This window comes from Spirosoma lacussanchae (genome assembly GCF_005870035.1).
Classification (GTDB): domain Bacteria; phylum Bacteroidota; class Bacteroidia; order Cytophagales; family Spirosomataceae; genus Spirosoma; species Spirosoma lacussanchae.
Genome location: NZ_SWJG01000015.1, coordinates 1 through 15,680, shown reverse-complemented (window position 1 = coordinate 15,680; position 15,680 = coordinate 1). Strand labels below are relative to the sequence as shown.

Annotated in this window: 14 protein-coding genes and 2 rRNA genes; 5 read left to right on the top strand and 11 right to left on the bottom strand. The window is 52.6% G+C overall.

Going from position 1 to position 15,680, the window contains the following annotated elements; all coding sequences use genetic code 11:
* The first annotated feature begins 21 nt into the window (after positions 1–21).
* Positions 22–921 (top strand): outer membrane beta-barrel protein, encoded by a 900-nt coding sequence (locus FBR45_RS25990; RefSeq protein ID WP_138507383.1) that lies wholly within the window; start codon positions 22–24, stop codon positions 919–921.
* Between the two features lie 26 nt (positions 922–947).
* Here FBR45_RS25990 and hisF read toward each other — a convergent pair whose 3' ends face one another.
* The 8 genes from hisF to FBR45_RS25950 all read right to left on the bottom strand — a co-directional run bounded on the left by hisF (position 948) and on the right by FBR45_RS25950 (position 7,574).
* The gene (gene hisF / locus FBR45_RS25985; RefSeq protein ID WP_138507382.1) at positions 948–1,745 is read right to left on the bottom strand and encodes an imidazole glycerol phosphate synthase subunit HisF; all 798 of its coding nucleotides are present in this window, start codon (positions 1,743–1,745) and stop codon (positions 948–950) included.
* Positions 1,746–1,748: 3 nt separating this feature from the next.
* The gene (locus FBR45_RS25980) at positions 1,749–2,171 is read right to left on the bottom strand and encodes a GNAT family N-acetyltransferase (RefSeq protein WP_138507381.1); all 423 of its coding nucleotides are present in this window, start codon (positions 2,169–2,171) and stop codon (positions 1,749–1,751) included.
* On the bottom strand, positions 2,168–2,878 hold the full coding sequence (locus FBR45_RS25975) for a hypothetical protein (RefSeq protein WP_138507380.1): 711 nt from the start codon (positions 2,876–2,878) through the stop codon (positions 2,168–2,170). The genes FBR45_RS25980 and FBR45_RS25975 overlap by 4 nt, the downstream gene beginning before the upstream one ends.
* Positions 2,879–2,889: 11 nt before the next feature.
* The gene (gene hisA, locus FBR45_RS25970) at positions 2,890–3,612 is read right to left on the bottom strand and encodes a 1-(5-phosphoribosyl)-5-[(5-phosphoribosylamino)methylideneamino]imidazole-4-carboxamide isomerase (protein WP_138507379.1); all 723 of its coding nucleotides are present in this window, start codon (positions 3,610–3,612) and stop codon (positions 2,890–2,892) included.
* Complete coding sequence (locus FBR45_RS25965; protein ID WP_138507378.1) at positions 3,590–4,066, bottom strand: four helix bundle protein; 477 nt, start codon at positions 4,064–4,066, stop codon at positions 3,590–3,592. Before FBR45_RS25965 ends, hisA begins: the two co-directional genes overlap by 23 nt.
* A 76-nt stretch (positions 4,067–4,142) precedes the next feature.
* Positions 4,143–4,730 (bottom strand): imidazole glycerol phosphate synthase subunit HisH, encoded by a 588-nt coding sequence (hisH, locus tag FBR45_RS25960; RefSeq protein ID WP_138507377.1) that lies wholly within the window; start codon positions 4,728–4,730, stop codon positions 4,143–4,145.
* A gap of 305 nt (positions 4,731–5,035) precedes the next feature.
* On the bottom strand, positions 5,036–6,568 hold the full coding sequence (locus tag FBR45_RS25955) for a M20/M25/M40 family metallo-hydrolase (RefSeq protein ID WP_138507376.1): 1,533 nt from the start codon (positions 6,566–6,568) through the stop codon (positions 5,036–5,038).
* Between the two features lie 97 nt (positions 6,569–6,665).
* The gene (locus FBR45_RS25950) at positions 6,666–7,574 is read right to left on the bottom strand and encodes a DUF72 domain-containing protein (RefSeq protein WP_138507375.1); all 909 of its coding nucleotides are present in this window, start codon (positions 7,572–7,574) and stop codon (positions 6,666–6,668) included.
* A 162-nt stretch (positions 7,575–7,736) separates the two neighbouring features.
* On the opposite strand from FBR45_RS25950, the gene FBR45_RS25945 reads away from it, so the two are divergent.
* Together FBR45_RS25945 and FBR45_RS25940 are read left to right on the top strand one after the other, a co-directional pair.
* The gene (locus FBR45_RS25945) at positions 7,737–10,457 is read left to right on the top strand and encodes a valine--tRNA ligase (protein WP_138507374.1); all 2,721 of its coding nucleotides are present in this window, start codon (positions 7,737–7,739) and stop codon (positions 10,455–10,457) included.
* Between the two features lie 148 nt (positions 10,458–10,605).
* Positions 10,606–11,154: a D-glycero-alpha-D-manno-heptose-1,7-bisphosphate 7-phosphatase gene (locus FBR45_RS25940; protein ID WP_138507406.1), complete on the top strand. Its 549-nt coding sequence runs from the start codon at positions 10,606–10,608 to the stop codon at positions 11,152–11,154.
* A gap of 294 nt (positions 11,155–11,448) precedes the next feature.
* On the opposite strand, the gene FBR45_RS25935 is transcribed toward FBR45_RS25940, so the two are convergent.
* The gene (locus tag FBR45_RS25935; protein ID WP_138507373.1) at positions 11,449–12,933 is read right to left on the bottom strand and encodes a type III PLP-dependent enzyme domain-containing protein; all 1,485 of its coding nucleotides are present in this window, start codon (positions 12,931–12,933) and stop codon (positions 11,449–11,451) included.
* 327 nt (positions 12,934–13,260) lie between these two features.
* Here FBR45_RS25935 and FBR45_RS25930 point away from each other — a divergent pair, with 327 nt between their 5' ends.
* Both FBR45_RS25930 and FBR45_RS25925 read left to right on the top strand, forming a co-directional pair.
* Positions 13,261–14,625 (top strand): UDP-N-acetylmuramate--L-alanine ligase, encoded by a 1,365-nt coding sequence (locus tag FBR45_RS25930; protein ID WP_138507372.1) that lies wholly within the window; start codon positions 13,261–13,263, stop codon positions 14,623–14,625.
* A gap of 54 nt (positions 14,626–14,679) precedes the next feature.
* Positions 14,680–15,234 (top strand): LOG family protein, encoded by a 555-nt coding sequence (locus FBR45_RS25925; protein ID WP_138507405.1) that lies wholly within the window; start codon positions 14,680–14,682, stop codon positions 15,232–15,234.
* A gap of 71 nt (positions 15,235–15,305) precedes the next feature.
* Here FBR45_RS25925 and rrf read toward each other — a convergent pair.
* Together rrf and FBR45_RS25915 are read right to left on the bottom strand one after the other, a co-directional pair.
* A 5S ribosomal RNA gene (rrf, locus tag FBR45_RS25920) occupies positions 15,306–15,416 on the bottom strand.
* Between the two features lie 150 nt (positions 15,417–15,566).
* A 23S ribosomal RNA gene (locus FBR45_RS25915) occupies positions 15,567–15,680 on the bottom strand; the annotation flags it as partial.

Sequence of the window (15,680 nt, the reverse complement as noted above, 5' to 3'; positions counted from 1 at the left end):
TTATTGAAAACGTGCAAAATTATGAAAAAAGTTGCAGGGATCAGCCTGATTTTGACGCTGCTGGTAGCTACCACCTTCGGTCAGTCCGTATCGCGCCAGAACATTACCCGGCCCCGAGACAGTTTCTCGAAAGAATCGGACAAGCGATTCCGCAAGATTCTCGGCGATCAGTATGACGAGCGTACGCAGCGCAGCCGGTCCGACAACGAAGAAGCCTACGACGAAGAACGTCGCCGACGCCGGAAACGAAAGCAGCAGTCAGCCGAGTACGACGGCACCGGCCCCGACTACGCCCGGCCCAATAAACTGATCGAGATGAGCATTCGATTTGCGCCCTCGCTCAATCTGAACACGGCCGAAGGGCAGGGCAGCTATGCCGGCTTTCTCGATAATGGTATCGGCGCCCGGATGAGCGTTGGTCCTTCTCTCGATTATTTTTTCTTCAAAGACCGGTACGCGTTCAGCAGTGGCTTGTGGTATACCATTAAACGGTCTGGTTTTCAGATGCCGGGCTCCTTCGGCGAGTCTCGCTTCACACCGGGTGCGCCCTACAAAGAGTCTCTCTATAACCTCCAGTATCTGCAGGTGCCGGTATCGGTAAAAATGTTCGCCAACAACATTGCGCCCAGTATCCGACTATACGTACAGACGGGCGGGCTGCTGAGCCTGAAAGTAGCCGAGCGCGCCTTGCAAACCGAACGCAACGGCTTATACCAGGCCGAAAGCGGTGGAGACCGGCGGCAGTACGGCTTCGGCGATGTTGAGCTGCTGCTCGGCACCGGAGTCCAGTACAAAATCAACGATACCAATGCGTTTAACCTGGGCGTCAGCTACCAGCGTGGTTTGTTCGACGTAGCACGGGGTAGCCAGCTTACGTCCAAAAATCGGGTCGTTTCGCTCGATTTGGGCTTTAAGTTCTAAACCGGCGTTGATTCGTAACGCGGGTTTTACAACCTCATTTCGATGCCGTTGGCGCGCAGATAGGTTTTGAGAGCCGGAATCTCGATCTCTTTGAAGTGAAAAATACTGGCTGCCAGGCCGGCATCGGCTTTGCCCGTGGTAAACACATCGACGAAGTGATCCATCGTACCGGCCCCACCCGAGGCAATAACCGGAATGTTGGCCGCGCCCGAGATCTGCGCCGTCAGTTCGAGCGCGAAACCGGCTTTGGTTCCGTCGGTATCCATAGACGTCAGCAGAATCTCCCCCGCCCCCCGCTCCTCTACTTCTCTGGCCCAGGCCAGGGTGCGCAACTCGGTGGGCTTGCGCCCGCCGTGAGTGTGTACGATATGATCGTAGGACGATGAGCCAGATCCGCTGGTAGCAGGCTCTTCGCCGACTTCGATCCAGCGGGTGTCGATGGCAACAACGATACACTGGCTCCCAAACTCCAGCGCGAGCTCATCGACCAGGGCCGGGTTCCGGACGGCCGACGAGTTGATCGAGATTTTGTCGGCTCCGGCGTTGAGGAGGGCCGATACATCGGCAACTGACGAAATACCGCCCCCCACCGTAAAGGGAATATTGATGGTATGCGCCACGTTCCGAACCAGCTCGATCAGTGTCTTGCGGCCGTCTACGGTGGCAGTAATGTCCAGAAAAACCAATTCGTCGGCGCCCTGTTCGGCATATACGGCCGCTAAAGCTACCGGATCGCCAGCGTCGCGGAGGTTAACGAAGTTGGTTCCTTTAACAGTGCGCCCGTCTTTGATGTCGAGGCAGGGAATAATGCGTTTGGTCAGCATGCGTTAGTACGTTTCGATCAGCTTGCGCTGCATAAAGAAGTCAGGTTGGTCGATCACTCTAAAGCCAAATTGTTCGTAGAGCGAGTGCGCATCGCGGGTAGCGAGCATCCATCGGCGCAGGCCCTGCAGTTCGGGCCAGTCCGATATGGTCTGAACGAGCCATTTCGACAGCCCTTTGCCCCGGTGTTCGGACAGTATAAACACGTCTGATAGGTAAGCGAACGTAGCCTGATCGGTAATTACCCGCGCAAAACCGACCTGCTGCTCATGCTGGTAAACGCCGAAACACAACGAATTGGCAATGGACCGCTCCACAATATCGAACGGTATGTTTTTGGCCCAGTACGATTGCTGGCTCAGAAACTCCCGGATCAGCGGCACGTTCAGCCGGCTTTTGTCGGTGCTGATGGTATAGTCAGTTATCATACAGTAACCAGATTTTGGGGTATATCGACAGCGCAAAGAGACGACGTTGGCGTATCAAAAAGGGTAAAGATTCGTTTCAGCAGCGAAATCACTTTCTGCAACTCTACTACCCGTGGCGTAACACGGGCGTAACCGACCGGACAATGGTAGGTATAACTCCTGCGGGTATCGGCCGATACGATATCGAACCGATAGTTGACCCCATCGCTCATGATAGCCCGTGGTTCTGTCTTTTTCGCCCTGATGGTAACGCCACTGTCCGAGTATACACTTACCCTCACAGCGGTGTCGCGCAGGGTCGGTTTAGGATTGATGTTGTCTTTCAGAAGCGACTGATCTGGTAAAGTGAGCAGGTCATCGGCCAACAACTGCTGCCAGACAAGGGTATCTGCAACCTGCTTATGGACAAGCCGACGGGCTTTTTTGATCGTATTCTGGCGCCACTGTAAAGCGTAGTGTGACAAAAACAAGCCCGTCTCTTTCTTATCGATGACATAAAGCTCGTCCGCATCGCCGTACGTAAGCGATTCATTTATCCAGATACGCACCTGATACTCGGCCGGTTTCAACCTCAAATCGCGTAATCTCACTTGTTGGGCTAAATGCTCAAACCGGGCCGATTCCTTGGCAGAATCGTCGACAAAGCCCCTGGCCCAGCCCGTCTGGCCGATAAGAAGGAGTAAGCCTATATGTATGACCTGGCGCATAATCGGTACGGTTAAAGGCCGCTGAACAGCATCAGCTCTTTCAGCGTAACCCGCCCTTCGTAGATCGCTTTACCAACGATGACACCAAACAGGTTCATATCGGCCAGCGTTTCGATGTCCTGCATATTGCTGACGCCCCCGCTGGCAATGATATTCAGTTCCGGTGCCCGATCCTGCAGGTTCCGGTACAGATCGAACGATGGCCCCTGCAATAATCCGTCTTTCGACACATCGGTGCTAATCACATACTTAACCCCTTTATCCACATAGTTATCCACAAAATCGTAGACCCAGAGCTCGGTACCTTCTTCCCAGCCACTGACGGCGATTTTCTCGTGTTTGGCGTCGGCACCCAGGATGATTCTGTCGGCGCCGAAGCGGCTCAGCCAGCGCTCAAACACGTCGGGTTGCTTTACAGCAATGCTACCGCCCGTTACCTGTTTGGCGCCACACTCAAACGCCACCCGCAAGTCGTCGTCCGACTGTACGCCCCCGCCAAAATCAATGTGAAGCCGGGTTTTGGCCGCAATCTGTTCCAGTACTTTCCAGTTGATAACCCGCTTTTCGCGGGCTCCGTCCAGATCTACCAGGTGCAGGCGCGTCAGGCCGGCATCTTCAAACTGCTGGGCCACCTCCAGCGGACGGGCGTTGTATTCTTTCTTCTGGCGATAATCGCCCTGGGTGAGCCGAACGGCTTTACCATCAATGAGGTCAATTGCGGGAATGATATACATCAATTTGGAGGAAAGAAGAAGGACGTAAGAAAAAGATACCATATCGACCGAATGTTCGGCTTAGAATTGGCAACGGTAGCCAGAGTGAATGTAAAAAGCCTCTTGTCAGCTTTCTTTGCAAACCGTAAATCATTCGTTGTATCTCCTGAACATTGGCGATGAGTTTTTCTACCTCTGCCTGATGAACGAACTGAAGATCACAAGCCAAAATAAGTTGTGTTTCCACTTCGTAAGCCGAGGATAAACTTATCGCCAAAAACCGAACAAAATCTTTATCAGATCGTCCAGAACCTTCGGCAATGTTGGATGGTATCGACACTGCAGCGCGTCTTAGCTGTGACGTCAACCCAAACCGCTCACTGGCGGGAAAACGAGCCGTGAGACCATAAATATCTTTTACAAGTCCGCGGGCTAACTGCCAAACTTTTAGTTCTCTAAAGTTGTGTGCTTCCATGGTTTTAGATAAAAAGAATAAGACATAAAAAGAGCGTAAAAAGAACATCTTTCTTCTACTATCTTTTTTCTTTCTTCTATAACCTGAGAAAGTTCTCCAGAATCCGCTGCCCAACGTCGCCACTGATTTCGGCGTGGAACTGGGCCGCGTAAAAGTTGTCGCGATGCAGCATGGCACTGAACGGGCGAACGTAGTCGCAGACGGCCGTTGTTTCGGCACATACATCGGCCGCATAGCTATGCACGAAATAGACATAGGCGTTGTCGGCCAGACCGTTCGTGAGCGGGCCGCGCATCGAGTGAATGTTATTCCAGCCCGTATGCGGCACTTTGAAGCCGGGTTCGGCCGGAAATCGGCGCACGTCGATATCAAAAATGCCCATGCAGGTCGTATTGTTCTCTTCGGAATAACGGCACATGAGCTGCATACCTACACAGGTGCCCAGCACGGGCTGTTTCAGCGACGGAATCAGCTGGTCGAGGCCCCGCTGCCGCAGGTAAGCCATGGCGGTACTGGCCTCGCCTACCCCCGGAAAAATAACCTTATCGGCCGATCGAATCTCGGCCTCGTCGTCGGTCAGCAGGTAAGGCGCCCCCAGCCGATCGAGCGCAAACATGACCGACTGCACGTTGCCGGCGTTGTATTTTACGATAACAGTTTTCATGGCAGCCCCTGGTAATGAGTAATGGATAATGAACAATGGAAAATAAACAGCTGCTACCTGATTATTCATTGTGCATTATTCATTATCCATTAAAAAAAGCCCGGTTCTTGGATCAGAACCGGGCTTTGTGTGTATCTGTATGAACAATCAGTCAAAACAAATCACAAAAACAGTAGCACCCCGTTCTGCGGCTATGGCCGAACGTGATGGTGGTGCGAACGCGCTGTCTTCGTGGTAATCATAGAGCAAATATACTTCATTTCCGGCGCACAAAGCAAACAATAGCGTGGTTTGCCCGCTGCTGGTTAGTTGGTCAGGATAGCCAGCCAGGTCGTGACGCCCTCTACATAGTTGCCAACCCGCAGGTTCTCGTTGGCCGCGTGCTGGTTGTTATCGAGGTTGACCATCGGTACGTGGATGGCAGGTATGTTGAGCGTTCGCAGAAACGGCACGATCGGCACCGACCCGCCCGTCATCCGGATCTTCACGGGTTCGCGTCCGAATGCCCGTACCATAGCCCGGGTTAGCCAGACATCTTCCGGAATACCGATCTCGGTGCGGAATGGCAGCATTTCTCCGCTGGCTTTCAGCTGAATTAGTTTCGGGTACTGCATGCGTTCGGCTTCGGTTGGTTCATGGTCCAGCACCCGAAATCCCTTCCCTTCGATGTACGTACGAATCAGCGATACCAGCCGGGCCGGGTCGGTTTCGGGTACCAGCCGCAGGTCCAGCTCGGCAATGGCCCGGTCCGGAATAACCGTGCCGGCCTGCTTGCCTACGTAGGCACTTTGCAGACCCCGGATGTTCAGCGATGGGTATTGCAGCGCTTCCTGGTAGTTACGCCCCACCCGGTCGGGCGCGGCTATGCCCACGGTTTTAGCAATCTGCGCCGGATCGTCAGGCACCGCGGCCAGTAGTTTAGCGGCTTTTTCGTCGATCGTAATGCCGTCGTAATAACCAGGAATGGTTACGCGTCCGTCGTCGTCTTTCATACCCGCCAGCAACTGAACCAGCCGGAGAGCCGGGTTGGGCGCGTAGTTGCCGTAATGACCACTATGCTGCGGGCCGCGCGGTCCGAAGGTGGTCAGCGTAACGGTTGTGATACCCCGGCAGCCGTAAATCAGGGTGGGCAGGTTAGACAGGTGCCGCCCACCGTCCATTACCAGCAACAGATCGGCGGCCAGTTTTTCTTTGTTAGCCAGTACGGTGCTGGCCAGGTGCGGAGAACCGATTTCCTCCTCGCTGTCCAGAATCACTTTCAGGTTATAGCGCTGGGGTATTTTTTCTTTCTCGAGAGCGGTCAGGGCCGCCAGCAGCATGGCAATGGGCCCTTTATCGTCGGACGATGACCGGCCGAAAATGCGCCAGTCGGGGTTGTAGTTCGTCTGGAGTTTACTCCAGTCTATGGGCGCCCAGCTGCCGTCCTCGCCGAGTTCTTTCAGCACAGGCCGGTAGGGATCGGCTTGCTGCCATTGGCTCGGCACAACGGGTTGCCCGTCGAAATGCATGTAGAGCAGTAGTGTTTTCGGATTGCTGGCGGGGCTGGCGGTACGGGTAGCGGGCGCTTTTTTCTCGGCCAGTACCAGCGGATTGGTGGGGGTTGTCAGGGTAGACACCTGGAAGCCGCGTTGCTCGAAAGCCCGCCGGAGCCAGTCGATGTTGGGCTGCATCTGCCCCTCGATGTGAGCGTTGTTGGGGATACTCAGCAACGCATCCAGCTCAGAAAACGAAGCCCGAACGTGCTTTTGGGTAATGGCCTGCAACTGAGCCGTCGTCAGCGTTTGGGCGAAAGCACCCGAACAAGCCAGCGCGATTGATAGAAGTAACACCTGTTTCATTCGGGAAAATACGAAGCGTTTCCCAAATCTGGCTGCCTCTATGCTCTAAACGCCCGTTCATGCTCAGTTAGTTACCACACCTGCCCGGTCTGGCTACCTAAAACAAACTACCCTGCACCACTTTTGGCTGCAGCACGGGCTCTTTCAGGTTCAGTCCGCAATGCTGATTCAGCTGACGGGTCCAGTACAGAATCAGTTCGGGCGCGGTATCGTTGTCGGCCCCGCCGTGCACAAAGATATAGGCCGTTTGCAGCCCCTTGTCGAACCAGGCTTTGAGCCGCTGTACCCAGGCGTCGACCCGGCTATAGTCGGTGGGGTGACCTTCGTTGGCAATAAAGCGGAGTGTCAGGACCGGGCTGCTCAGGCCCATGTGCAGAACGTCGCGCCGACCGGCTACGTCGGTCATAACCACGTGTCGGCGCAGCAGGTAAAGCTGTTCGAGCGTCTGGTTCCAGGTTGCCGTTCGGAACCAGTCCGGATGGCGGCACTCCACCGCCACATCGAGTTCGTCAGGCAGGCTTTTCAGATAAGCTTCCAGCACCGGCCATTTTTCCGGTCCAAACGAGGGCGGCAGTTGCAGAAACGGCATACCCAAAAACTCCTCGAGGCCAAGTACCGCGTTGACGAACTCGTCGGTCAGCGCTTCGGTGGCCACCAGCTGCCGCTCATGGCTGATGACTTGCGGAAATTTTGGGCAGTAGGTAAACCCGGGGGTAGCTTCCTGTTTCCACTTCCCGATCATACCTGCCGTCGGAATCTGGTAATGGGTCAGGTTTAGCTCAATGGTGTTGAACTGCCGGGTATAGTGGTGCAGGTAGTCGCGTTCTTTGGTGGTAGAGGGATATACTTTGCCCACGTAGTCTTTATTGGCCCAGATTGGTCCGCCAATATAAACCTGCGGGCGCGGACTAGGCTCTACGGCAGCCCAGATGCGGGCGTTGAACGCAGCCCCCGGCGGAAGCGAAAAATTAACCGCGTCGAGGTTATGTACCTTTCCAAATTCCATACGTATTCTAATGAAGTGTAGCCTTGAAACTGACCAGGCCCGGGTTTCGTTTTTTAGCCCTGTTCAATTTAGCTAATTTTGTGCTTCTGCCTACCAGATCGGCTAGTATCCGGCCTAACCACAGGTGCAGTTGGTCTGGATTGCGCTTACTCCGAATGACTTATGATCGCCAAGACATACAATCCTAAAGACATCGAAGAAAAATGGTATCAATATTGGCTTGATAACCAATTTTTCAAGTCTACGCCAGACGAGCGGGAGCCGTATACCATTGTTATTCCGCCCCCAAACGTGACGGGTGTCCTGCATATGGGCCACATGCTCAACAACACGATTCAGGATGTCCTGATCCGGAAGGCGCGTATGGAGGGCAAAAACGCCTGCTGGGTGCCCGGTACCGACCATGCCAGTATCGCCACCGAAGCTAAAGTGGTAGCGATGCTCAAAGAGCGTGGCATTAACAAACACGATCTGACCCGCGAGCAGTTTCTGGAATACGCCTGGGAATGGACCCACAAATACGGTGGTATCATTCTTCAGCAACTCCGTAAACTGGGTGCATCGTGCGACTGGGACCGGACGCGCTTCACGATGGAGCCGGCGCTCTACGATGAGGTCATCGATACGTTTGTAGACCTGCACGAGAAAGGTAAAATCTACCGGGGTGTTCGTATGGTTAACTGGGACCCCCAGGGACTCACGGCCGTATCGGACGAGGAAGTTATCACGAAGGAAGTTCAACAGAAACTGGTTTATATCCGCTATGATATTGTCGGCAGCAACGGCCAGGACTCTATCACGATTGCCACCGTTCGGCCCGAGACCATCATGGCCGACGCGGCAATCTGCGTAAACCCCAACGACGAGCGCTACAAACACCTCCACGGTAAAAAAGCCATTATTCCGCTCATCAACCGGGAAATTCCGATCATCACGGATGAGTACGTAACGATGGATTTTGGAACGGGCGGCCTGAAGGTAACCCCGGCCCACGACCCGAATGACTATGCCCTGGGTATCAAATACAACCTGCCCGTACTGGACATTCTGAACGACGACGGCACCCTGAACGAGAAAGCTCAGATTCTGGTTGGCCAGGATCGTTTTGCGGCCCGGAAAGCCATTATCAAACTCCTCGAAGAGTCTGGTAATCTGGAGAAAACCGAAGACTACAAGTCGAATGTAGGCACCTCCGAGCGGACCGGCGCCGTTATTGAGCCGAAATTGTCGTTGCAGTGGTTCCTAAAGATGGACGAGATCGCGAAGCCAGCCCTCGAGAGCGTGCTGTCCGATACGGTTCAGCTCAACCCAGCCAAGTTCAAGAATATGTACCGGTCCTGGATGGAAAACCCACACGACTGGTGTATCAGCCGCCAGCTGTGGTGGGGACAACGGATTCCGGCTTTCTACCTCCAAGACGGCACCTATGTTGTGGCCCGCAACAAGCACGAAGCGCTGGAAAAGGTACAGCACGAGCGACTCCTGTTTGCTATGACCGAGGCTGACCTGACACAGGATGAAGATGTGCTGGACACCTGGTTTTCGTCGTGGTTATGGCCCATGTCGGTGTTTAAACCATCCGGCAATTCCGACGAACCTAAGGCCGGCCCGAACGATCTGGACTACTATTACCCGACTAATACGCTCGTTACCGGCTTTGACATTATCTTCTTCTGGGTTGCCCGGATGATCATGGCGGGCTATGAGTTCAAAGGCGAACGTCCTTTCAAAGACGTGTATTTCACGGGTATGGTCCGCGACAAACTCGGCCGCAAAATGTCAAAACAGCTGGGTAACTCGCCCGATCCGCTCGACCTGATCGATCAGTTTGGTGCCGATGGAGTCCGGACGGGTATGCTTTTCAGTTCAGCCGCTGGCAACGACCTGCTGTTCGACGAGAAGCTGGTTGAACAGGGTCGTAACTTCAGCAACAAAATCTGGAACGCCTTCCGGTTGGTAAAAGGATGGACAGTCGTAGAGACGCAATCCGTTGCGTCTCATTCGCGCCAGCCAGATTCGGCCGATCAGGAGACGCAACGGATTGCATCTCTACCCATCCAATGGTTTGAGGCCAAGCTGAGCGCCACGCTGACTCAGATCGAAGACGATTTCAGCAAGTTCCGAATTTCTGACGCCCTGCAGGCCATATATAAGCTGATCTGGGACGATTTCTGCTCGCAGTACCTCGAACTCATCAAACCGGCATTCGACGTATCTACGGGCACTGCAACGCCCATAGACGCCCCTACGTACAACGCTACGATCGATTTCTTTGAGCGGCTCATGCAACTGGCCCATCCGTTCATGCCGTTCATAACCGAAGAAATCTGGCAGGAAATCAGAGAACGGAAACCCGGCGACAGCATATGCGTAGCCAGCTTTCCGAAGGCCGGTACGGTCGACGCGCAGATTCTGTCTGATTTCGAAACGCTGTTCGAGATTATTACGAACGTCCGAAACATTCGGAATACAAAACAGATTTCTCCTAAAACTGAACTACCGCTGGCCATCAAGACAGCCGCGCCGGCCCGGTTTGCGTCTCTCGAGCCCCTGATTCAGAAAATGGCGAATGTATCGGCTATTAGCTATCTGGATGAATCAGCCGAAGGACGCTCGGCCGATTCGGTCTCGTTCCTGCTGAAGAGCGATGAGTTTTTCGTCAACATTGCCGGCGAGATCGACATGGAGCAGGAAGCAGAAGCCGCCCGCAAGGAGCTTGACTACCTGACGGGTTTCCGCGAATCGATTTTGAAGAAGCTGTCTAACGAGAAATTCGTGGCCAATGCCAAACCCGAAGTCGTTGACCGCGAGCGGCAGAAACTAGCCGATGCCGACGCAAAAATTCAGGCGCTGGAGCAGCGGCTGCGTGATCTGGTGGCGTAGATAATGTGTTGACTCCGGCCCGGCACCCGTTCTGTAAGTGTCGGGCTGGAGTTCATAGTATAAGTTTACCAGACATTGTTCGGGTAATACTTCAAATAAATAAAAGAATAGTTGTATAATTAACCCATCAACAACGAACAGCGCAATGATGAACAAGTGCATTTTCTTAGATCGTGACGGCGTATTGAATGAAGACAGAACCGACTACGTTTATCGGGTCGAAGACTTCATCATACCCGAAGGCGTTCCGGAAGCACTGCGTTCGCTCAAAGCAGCCGGTTATCTGCTCATTGTAATTACCAACCAGGCCGGCATTGCTAAGGGACTCTACACGCGCGATGATGTGATGGCCTGTTACAATTACCTCCAGGAGCGCTGTGATCATCTCATCGACGATATTTATTACAGCCCCCATCATCCGAGTTACGACTCTGAATCGCTGACCCGCAAGCCTGGTTCTCTGTTGCTCGAAAAAGCCATGGCCAAGTATGACATCACTCCCGACGAATCGTGGATGATTGGGGATGCCTTACGCGACATGCAGGCCGGTCGCCGGGTAGGAGTACGCACCGTCCGTATTGCCCATTCGCCCGAGCTGACCCCCGAATGCGACGGCTGCGCGCCTAACCTGCTGGAGGCTTCGCGCTTCGTCCTTGAGGTAGCCCACAAAAGCAATACCGCCAACCAGGCAGCCTAGGCTATCTGATTGGCGGCAAATCGACAGTTTCTTGTCCCTACGCTCGTACCTGCTGTGTCGACGCGGGCTTCTGCACGCTTCCGTAGGCAGGACAGTTGGCTTTCCGCGCACACGATCCCAGCGATACTGTCGCTAGCAGAGCGCCCAAAATCAGTAGTTTTTTCATGAATAAGATGGTCGTTTGAATCTCTATTGCGGTCAGATGATAAACGAAATTACGCATCTGAATCGTACAAAAAACGTACCACGCCGGCCGGTAGAAACGAATCAGTTTCGTTTCTACCGGCCTATCGGTTAGGTATCGTCTCGCACGAGTTCAGCTTCTTCTTCGCGTTCTTCGGCGGCTTCTGTGGCTTCCAGCTCGGTCATACCCGGTTCGGCACCGCCGTAACCCAGTATTTTCAGCATTACCTCACTGTTTTGCTCCGGTGCAAACAGGCGAGTCCGTAGGTTGCCCTCGTCGTCTTTGTCGACAATGACGTGCTGCGGGGCCGGAATGAGGCAGTGCTGAATACCACCGTAGCCGCCCAGCGACTCCTGATAAGCGCCCGTATGGAAAAGACCGATATACTGGTCTTCGGCATCCTGATCAAAAATGGGCAGGTACAGGTCAGCGCTGTGAGTTTCGGTATTATAAAAGTCGTGAGAGTCGCAGGTCAGACCACCGAGGTTTACTTTCTGGTACGGGTTGTCCCAGTTGTTGACCGACAGCATAATGTATTTCTGCCCCAGGCCCCACGAATCGGGCAGTTGGGTAATGAACGAACCATCGATCATGTACCACAACTCTTTGTCATTCTGGAGCTTCTGATCGATCACTTTATAAATAACGGCACCGCTTTCGCCGACGGTATAGGAACCAAATTCGGTGAAAATATTCGGAACCGGTACGTTATTCTTGTTACAGATCCACTGAATACTTTCCACGATCTGATCGATCATGGCCTGGTAGTCATACGTGAACTGAAACGAAGTCTGGATAGGCATGCCACCCCCAATATCAACGGAATCGAGGTCTGGACACATCTTTCGTAACTCGCAGTATTTGTACATGAACCGGCTCAGCTCACTCCAGTAATACGCGCTGTCTTTAATGCCCGTATTGATGAAGAAGTGAAGCATTTTCAGCTTGAACCGCTCGTTAGTCGCGATTTTGCTACGGTACAGTTCGTTCACATCGCTGTAGCGAATGCCTAGCCGCGAGGTGTAAAAGGCGAAGTTCGGCTCCTCGTCTGTAGCGATCCGGATCCCGAAGTTGACGGTTTCGGCCGTAACCGAGTTCTCGTAGGCTTCGATCTCTTTCAGATTGTCGAGAACGGGAATACAGTTCGTGAATCCTTCGTTCAGTAGTTCGCTGATGTACTGCGTATAGAGCGGCCGCTTATAACCATTACAAATGATATACGTGTTCTTACTCACCTTGCCAGCTTTGTAGAGTTCCCGAATTATGGGAACATCATAGGCCGAAGACGTTTCGAGATGGACGTTATTTTTGAGAACCTCGTCGAGTACAAATCGGAAATGGGATGACTTCGTGCAGTAGCAGTACGTATAGTTACCCTTGTAGTTATACCGCTTCATGGCGTTCTTGAACAGCAGCTTGGCGTGTTCAATATGCTCCGTGATTTTAGGCAGGTAGGTCAGCTTAAGGGGCGTACCGTACTCTTTGACTATGTCCATCAAGGGGACATTATTGAACATCAGTTGGTTGTTCTCAACATTGAACTCCCGCGTAGGGAACTCAAATGTCTGATCAATGAGGTCATAGTATGTCTTCATCCCTCCGGTTATCGCATAAAATGGGCTGTCCGCTGAAGCGGTTTGTGGTTCAAAAAACAGGCGCGAAAATGGCCACTAAAAATGGGGTTTCCAAGACCAGTACGCGTGCAAGATAGTCAACGAAAAATGCGGGGGTTTGATTCGACACAGGCCCAAAATTAATGATTGCGCAATATGCGACCGCCTTCTGCCCGGCTACAAAGTGGTTTAATAACAACAGGTCAGCAAATTCGTTTTTCCATAATCACACCGATGCCCGTCGGTACCCATACCGAGTATTGACATCGAAAAAACGTACTTTTGCCTGTTTACCGACCGTTATACGGAATGTCTAAATCAATACACTTTATTTCGATTGGTGGCAGCGCCATGCATAACCTCGCGCTGGCACTTCATCAACAGGGCTATATCGTTACCGGCTCCGACGACGAGATTTACGAACCATCCCGCTCCCGACTGCAGCAACAGGGTCTGTTACCAGCCACAATTGGCTGGTTTCCGGAAAAAATCCATGCTGAACTGGAAGCCGTTATTGTTGGTATGCACGCCAGGAAAGACAACCCGGAACTGGTCAGGGCGCAGGAACTGGGGTTACCCATCTTTTCTTACCCGGAATACATTTACCAGCAAAGCAAGCAGAAACAGCGGGTGGTCATTGCGGGCAGCCATGGCAAAACAACCATAACGTCGATCGTTATGCACGTACTGAAGTATCATAACCGGCAGTTCGATTACCTGGTAGGTGCTCAGCTCAATGGTTTCGAAACGATGGCCAAACTTTCTGCGGATGCTCCTCTTATTGTAATTGAGGGCGATGAATATGCATCATCACCGGTCGATTCTCAACCCAAATTTCTGCATTACCATCCCCACATCGCACTGATCAGTGGTATTGCCTGGGATCATGTCAATCTGTACCCAACCTGGGAGCTGTACGTCGATCAATTCGAAATGCTGGCTGAAGCCATGCCTAAGGGTGGTATTCTCATTTTTGATGAGTCTGACGACATGCTCGACGTTATCGGTCAGAAGGAGCGGGCCGATGTTAACGAAATTCCTTACCAGGCCCATCCGCATACGATCGTCGACGGAGCAACCTTTCTGATTACCCGACAGAGCAAGCAAATTCCGGTGCAGATTTTCGGCGAGCATAACATGAGGAATCTGTCTGGTGCCTTGACGGTACTGGATCAGATTGGTATTACAGACGACCAGTTCTACGAAGCGATTTCTTCGTTTAAAGGTGCGGCTCACCGACTCGAGAAGGTTGCCCAGAACGGTACACGAATTGTTTTCCGCGACTTTGCTCATTCGCCTTCCAAAGTAGAAGCAACTACAGAAGCAGTAAAGCAACAGTTCCCCAGTAAACGCCTGCTAGCCGCTTTTGAACTGCATACGTACAGCAGCCTCAACAAAACGTTTTTAAGCCAGTACAAAGGAAGTCTGGACTCCGCAGATACAGCCGTTGTCTATTTTGACGTCAACACATTTGCCATCAAGCAGCTTTCGCCCATCAGTCCTGACGACGTAAAGATTGCTTTTGAACGGCCTGATCTGACTGTACTAACCGACCCGGCTGATCTTGAGGCTTACCTTTCCAGTCAGCGTGATAAGGCCGATGCTTTCTTGTTCATGAGTTCGGGTACGTTCGGAGGAGTCAACCTCGAAACTCTTTCGGATCAGCTTATTTAACCGTTATACTATCAACTCTTAATGGGCTGGACGCAGATGCAGCCCTCTTATTTTATGCACAGTATCGTCGTTTATTGCGGCTCTAGCCCTGGAGCAAACTCAGTTTATAAAGAAGTTGCCATTGAATTGGGTGAGAAGCTGGCGGCTTTCAACATTAGGCTCATTTATGGCGGTGGGGGCTTTGGTCTGATGGGTAATGTGGCCGATGCAGTCATGCAGAATGGCGGAGAAGTGACGGGCGTGATACCAAATTTCCTCGCAGAGCTCGAAGTGGCGCACAACACCCTCACCGAACTACACTTTGTAGAGACCATGCACGAACGCAAGTTCAAGATGGTTCAGCTAGCCAAAGGCGTCATCACGCTCCCGGGTGGCTATGGCACCTTCGACGAGTTGTTCGAGATACTGGCCTGGCGTCAGCTGAAGTTATATGACGGCCCGATTGTCGTCATAAACGTGAACGGTTACTATGATCTGATGCTACAGCAACTTGATCGCTGCGTTACCGATGGCTTCTTGAAGGCAGAAAACAGAGACTTGCTACTGATTGCCGAATCGGTTGACGACGCTCTACGACAAATAAAGGAGTTTTGGGACCAGGTTTATTAATTAGCTCATCGCTGCATAAGCAAAAAGCCGTTACCCGGAATCGGATAACGGCTTTTGCCTTCAATAACAGCAGGTGGCACCTTCCTACTCTCCCACTTGTGACAGCAGTACCATCGGCAGTACGGGGCTTAACGGCTCTGTTCGGAATGGAAGAGGTGTTCACCCGCCTTACCAGCACCAACCTGCTTGTTGCTTGTCGACCGCAGCCGCTACTAGGCTTGACTGTGATCTAATGATTTATTCTTTACCCTACAGGAAGAAGAGACAGTCTAAAACGCCCAGAGAGACTTTTATACAAAACGATCAGGTTATCAATAATTTCAGACCAAGCGAAGCACACGCGTCCGGGGCCATTAGTACGGCTCAGCTCAACACATCTCTGTGCCTACACCTGCCGCCTATCAACGTCGTCGTCTCCAACGCCCCTTTATACCGGATGACTCATC

Coding starts and splice junctions, on each gene's coding strand:
- FBR45_RS25990 (WP_138507383.1), top strand. CDS start 22: ATGAAAAAAGTTGCAGGGATCAGCCTGATTTTGACGCTGCTGGTAGCT.
- hisF (WP_138507382.1), bottom strand. CDS start 1,745: ATGCTGACCAAACGCATTATTCCCTGCCTCGACATCAAAGACGGGCGC.
- FBR45_RS25980 (WP_138507381.1), bottom strand. CDS start 2,171: ATGATAACTGACTATACCATCAGCACCGACAAAAGCCGGCTGAACGTG.
- FBR45_RS25975 (WP_138507380.1), bottom strand. CDS start 2,878: ATGCGCCAGGTCATACATATAGGCTTACTCCTTCTTATCGGCCAGACG.
- hisA (WP_138507379.1), bottom strand. CDS start 3,612: ATGTATATCATTCCCGCAATTGACCTCATTGATGGTAAAGCCGTTCGG.
- FBR45_RS25965 (WP_138507378.1), bottom strand. CDS start 4,066: ATGGAAGCACACAACTTTAGAGAACTAAAAGTTTGGCAGTTAGCCCGC.
- hisH (WP_138507377.1), bottom strand. CDS start 4,730: ATGAAAACTGTTATCGTAAAATACAACGCCGGCAACGTGCAGTCGGTC.
- FBR45_RS25955 (WP_138507376.1), bottom strand. CDS start 6,568: ATGAAACAGGTGTTACTTCTATCAATCGCGCTGGCTTGTTCGGGTGCT.
- FBR45_RS25950 (WP_138507375.1), bottom strand. CDS start 7,574: ATGGAATTTGGAAAGGTACATAACCTCGACGCGGTTAATTTTTCGCTT.
- FBR45_RS25945 (WP_138507374.1), top strand. CDS start 7,737: ATGATCGCCAAGACATACAATCCTAAAGACATCGAAGAAAAATGGTAT.
- FBR45_RS25940 (WP_138507406.1), top strand. CDS start 10,606: ATGAACAAGTGCATTTTCTTAGATCGTGACGGCGTATTGAATGAAGAC.
- FBR45_RS25935 (WP_138507373.1), bottom strand. CDS start 12,933: ATGAAGACATACTATGACCTCATTGATCAGACATTTGAGTTCCCTACG.
- FBR45_RS25930 (WP_138507372.1), top strand. CDS start 13,261: ATGTCTAAATCAATACACTTTATTTCGATTGGTGGCAGCGCCATGCAT.
- FBR45_RS25925 (WP_138507405.1), top strand. CDS start 14,680: ATGCACAGTATCGTCGTTTATTGCGGCTCTAGCCCTGGAGCAAACTCA.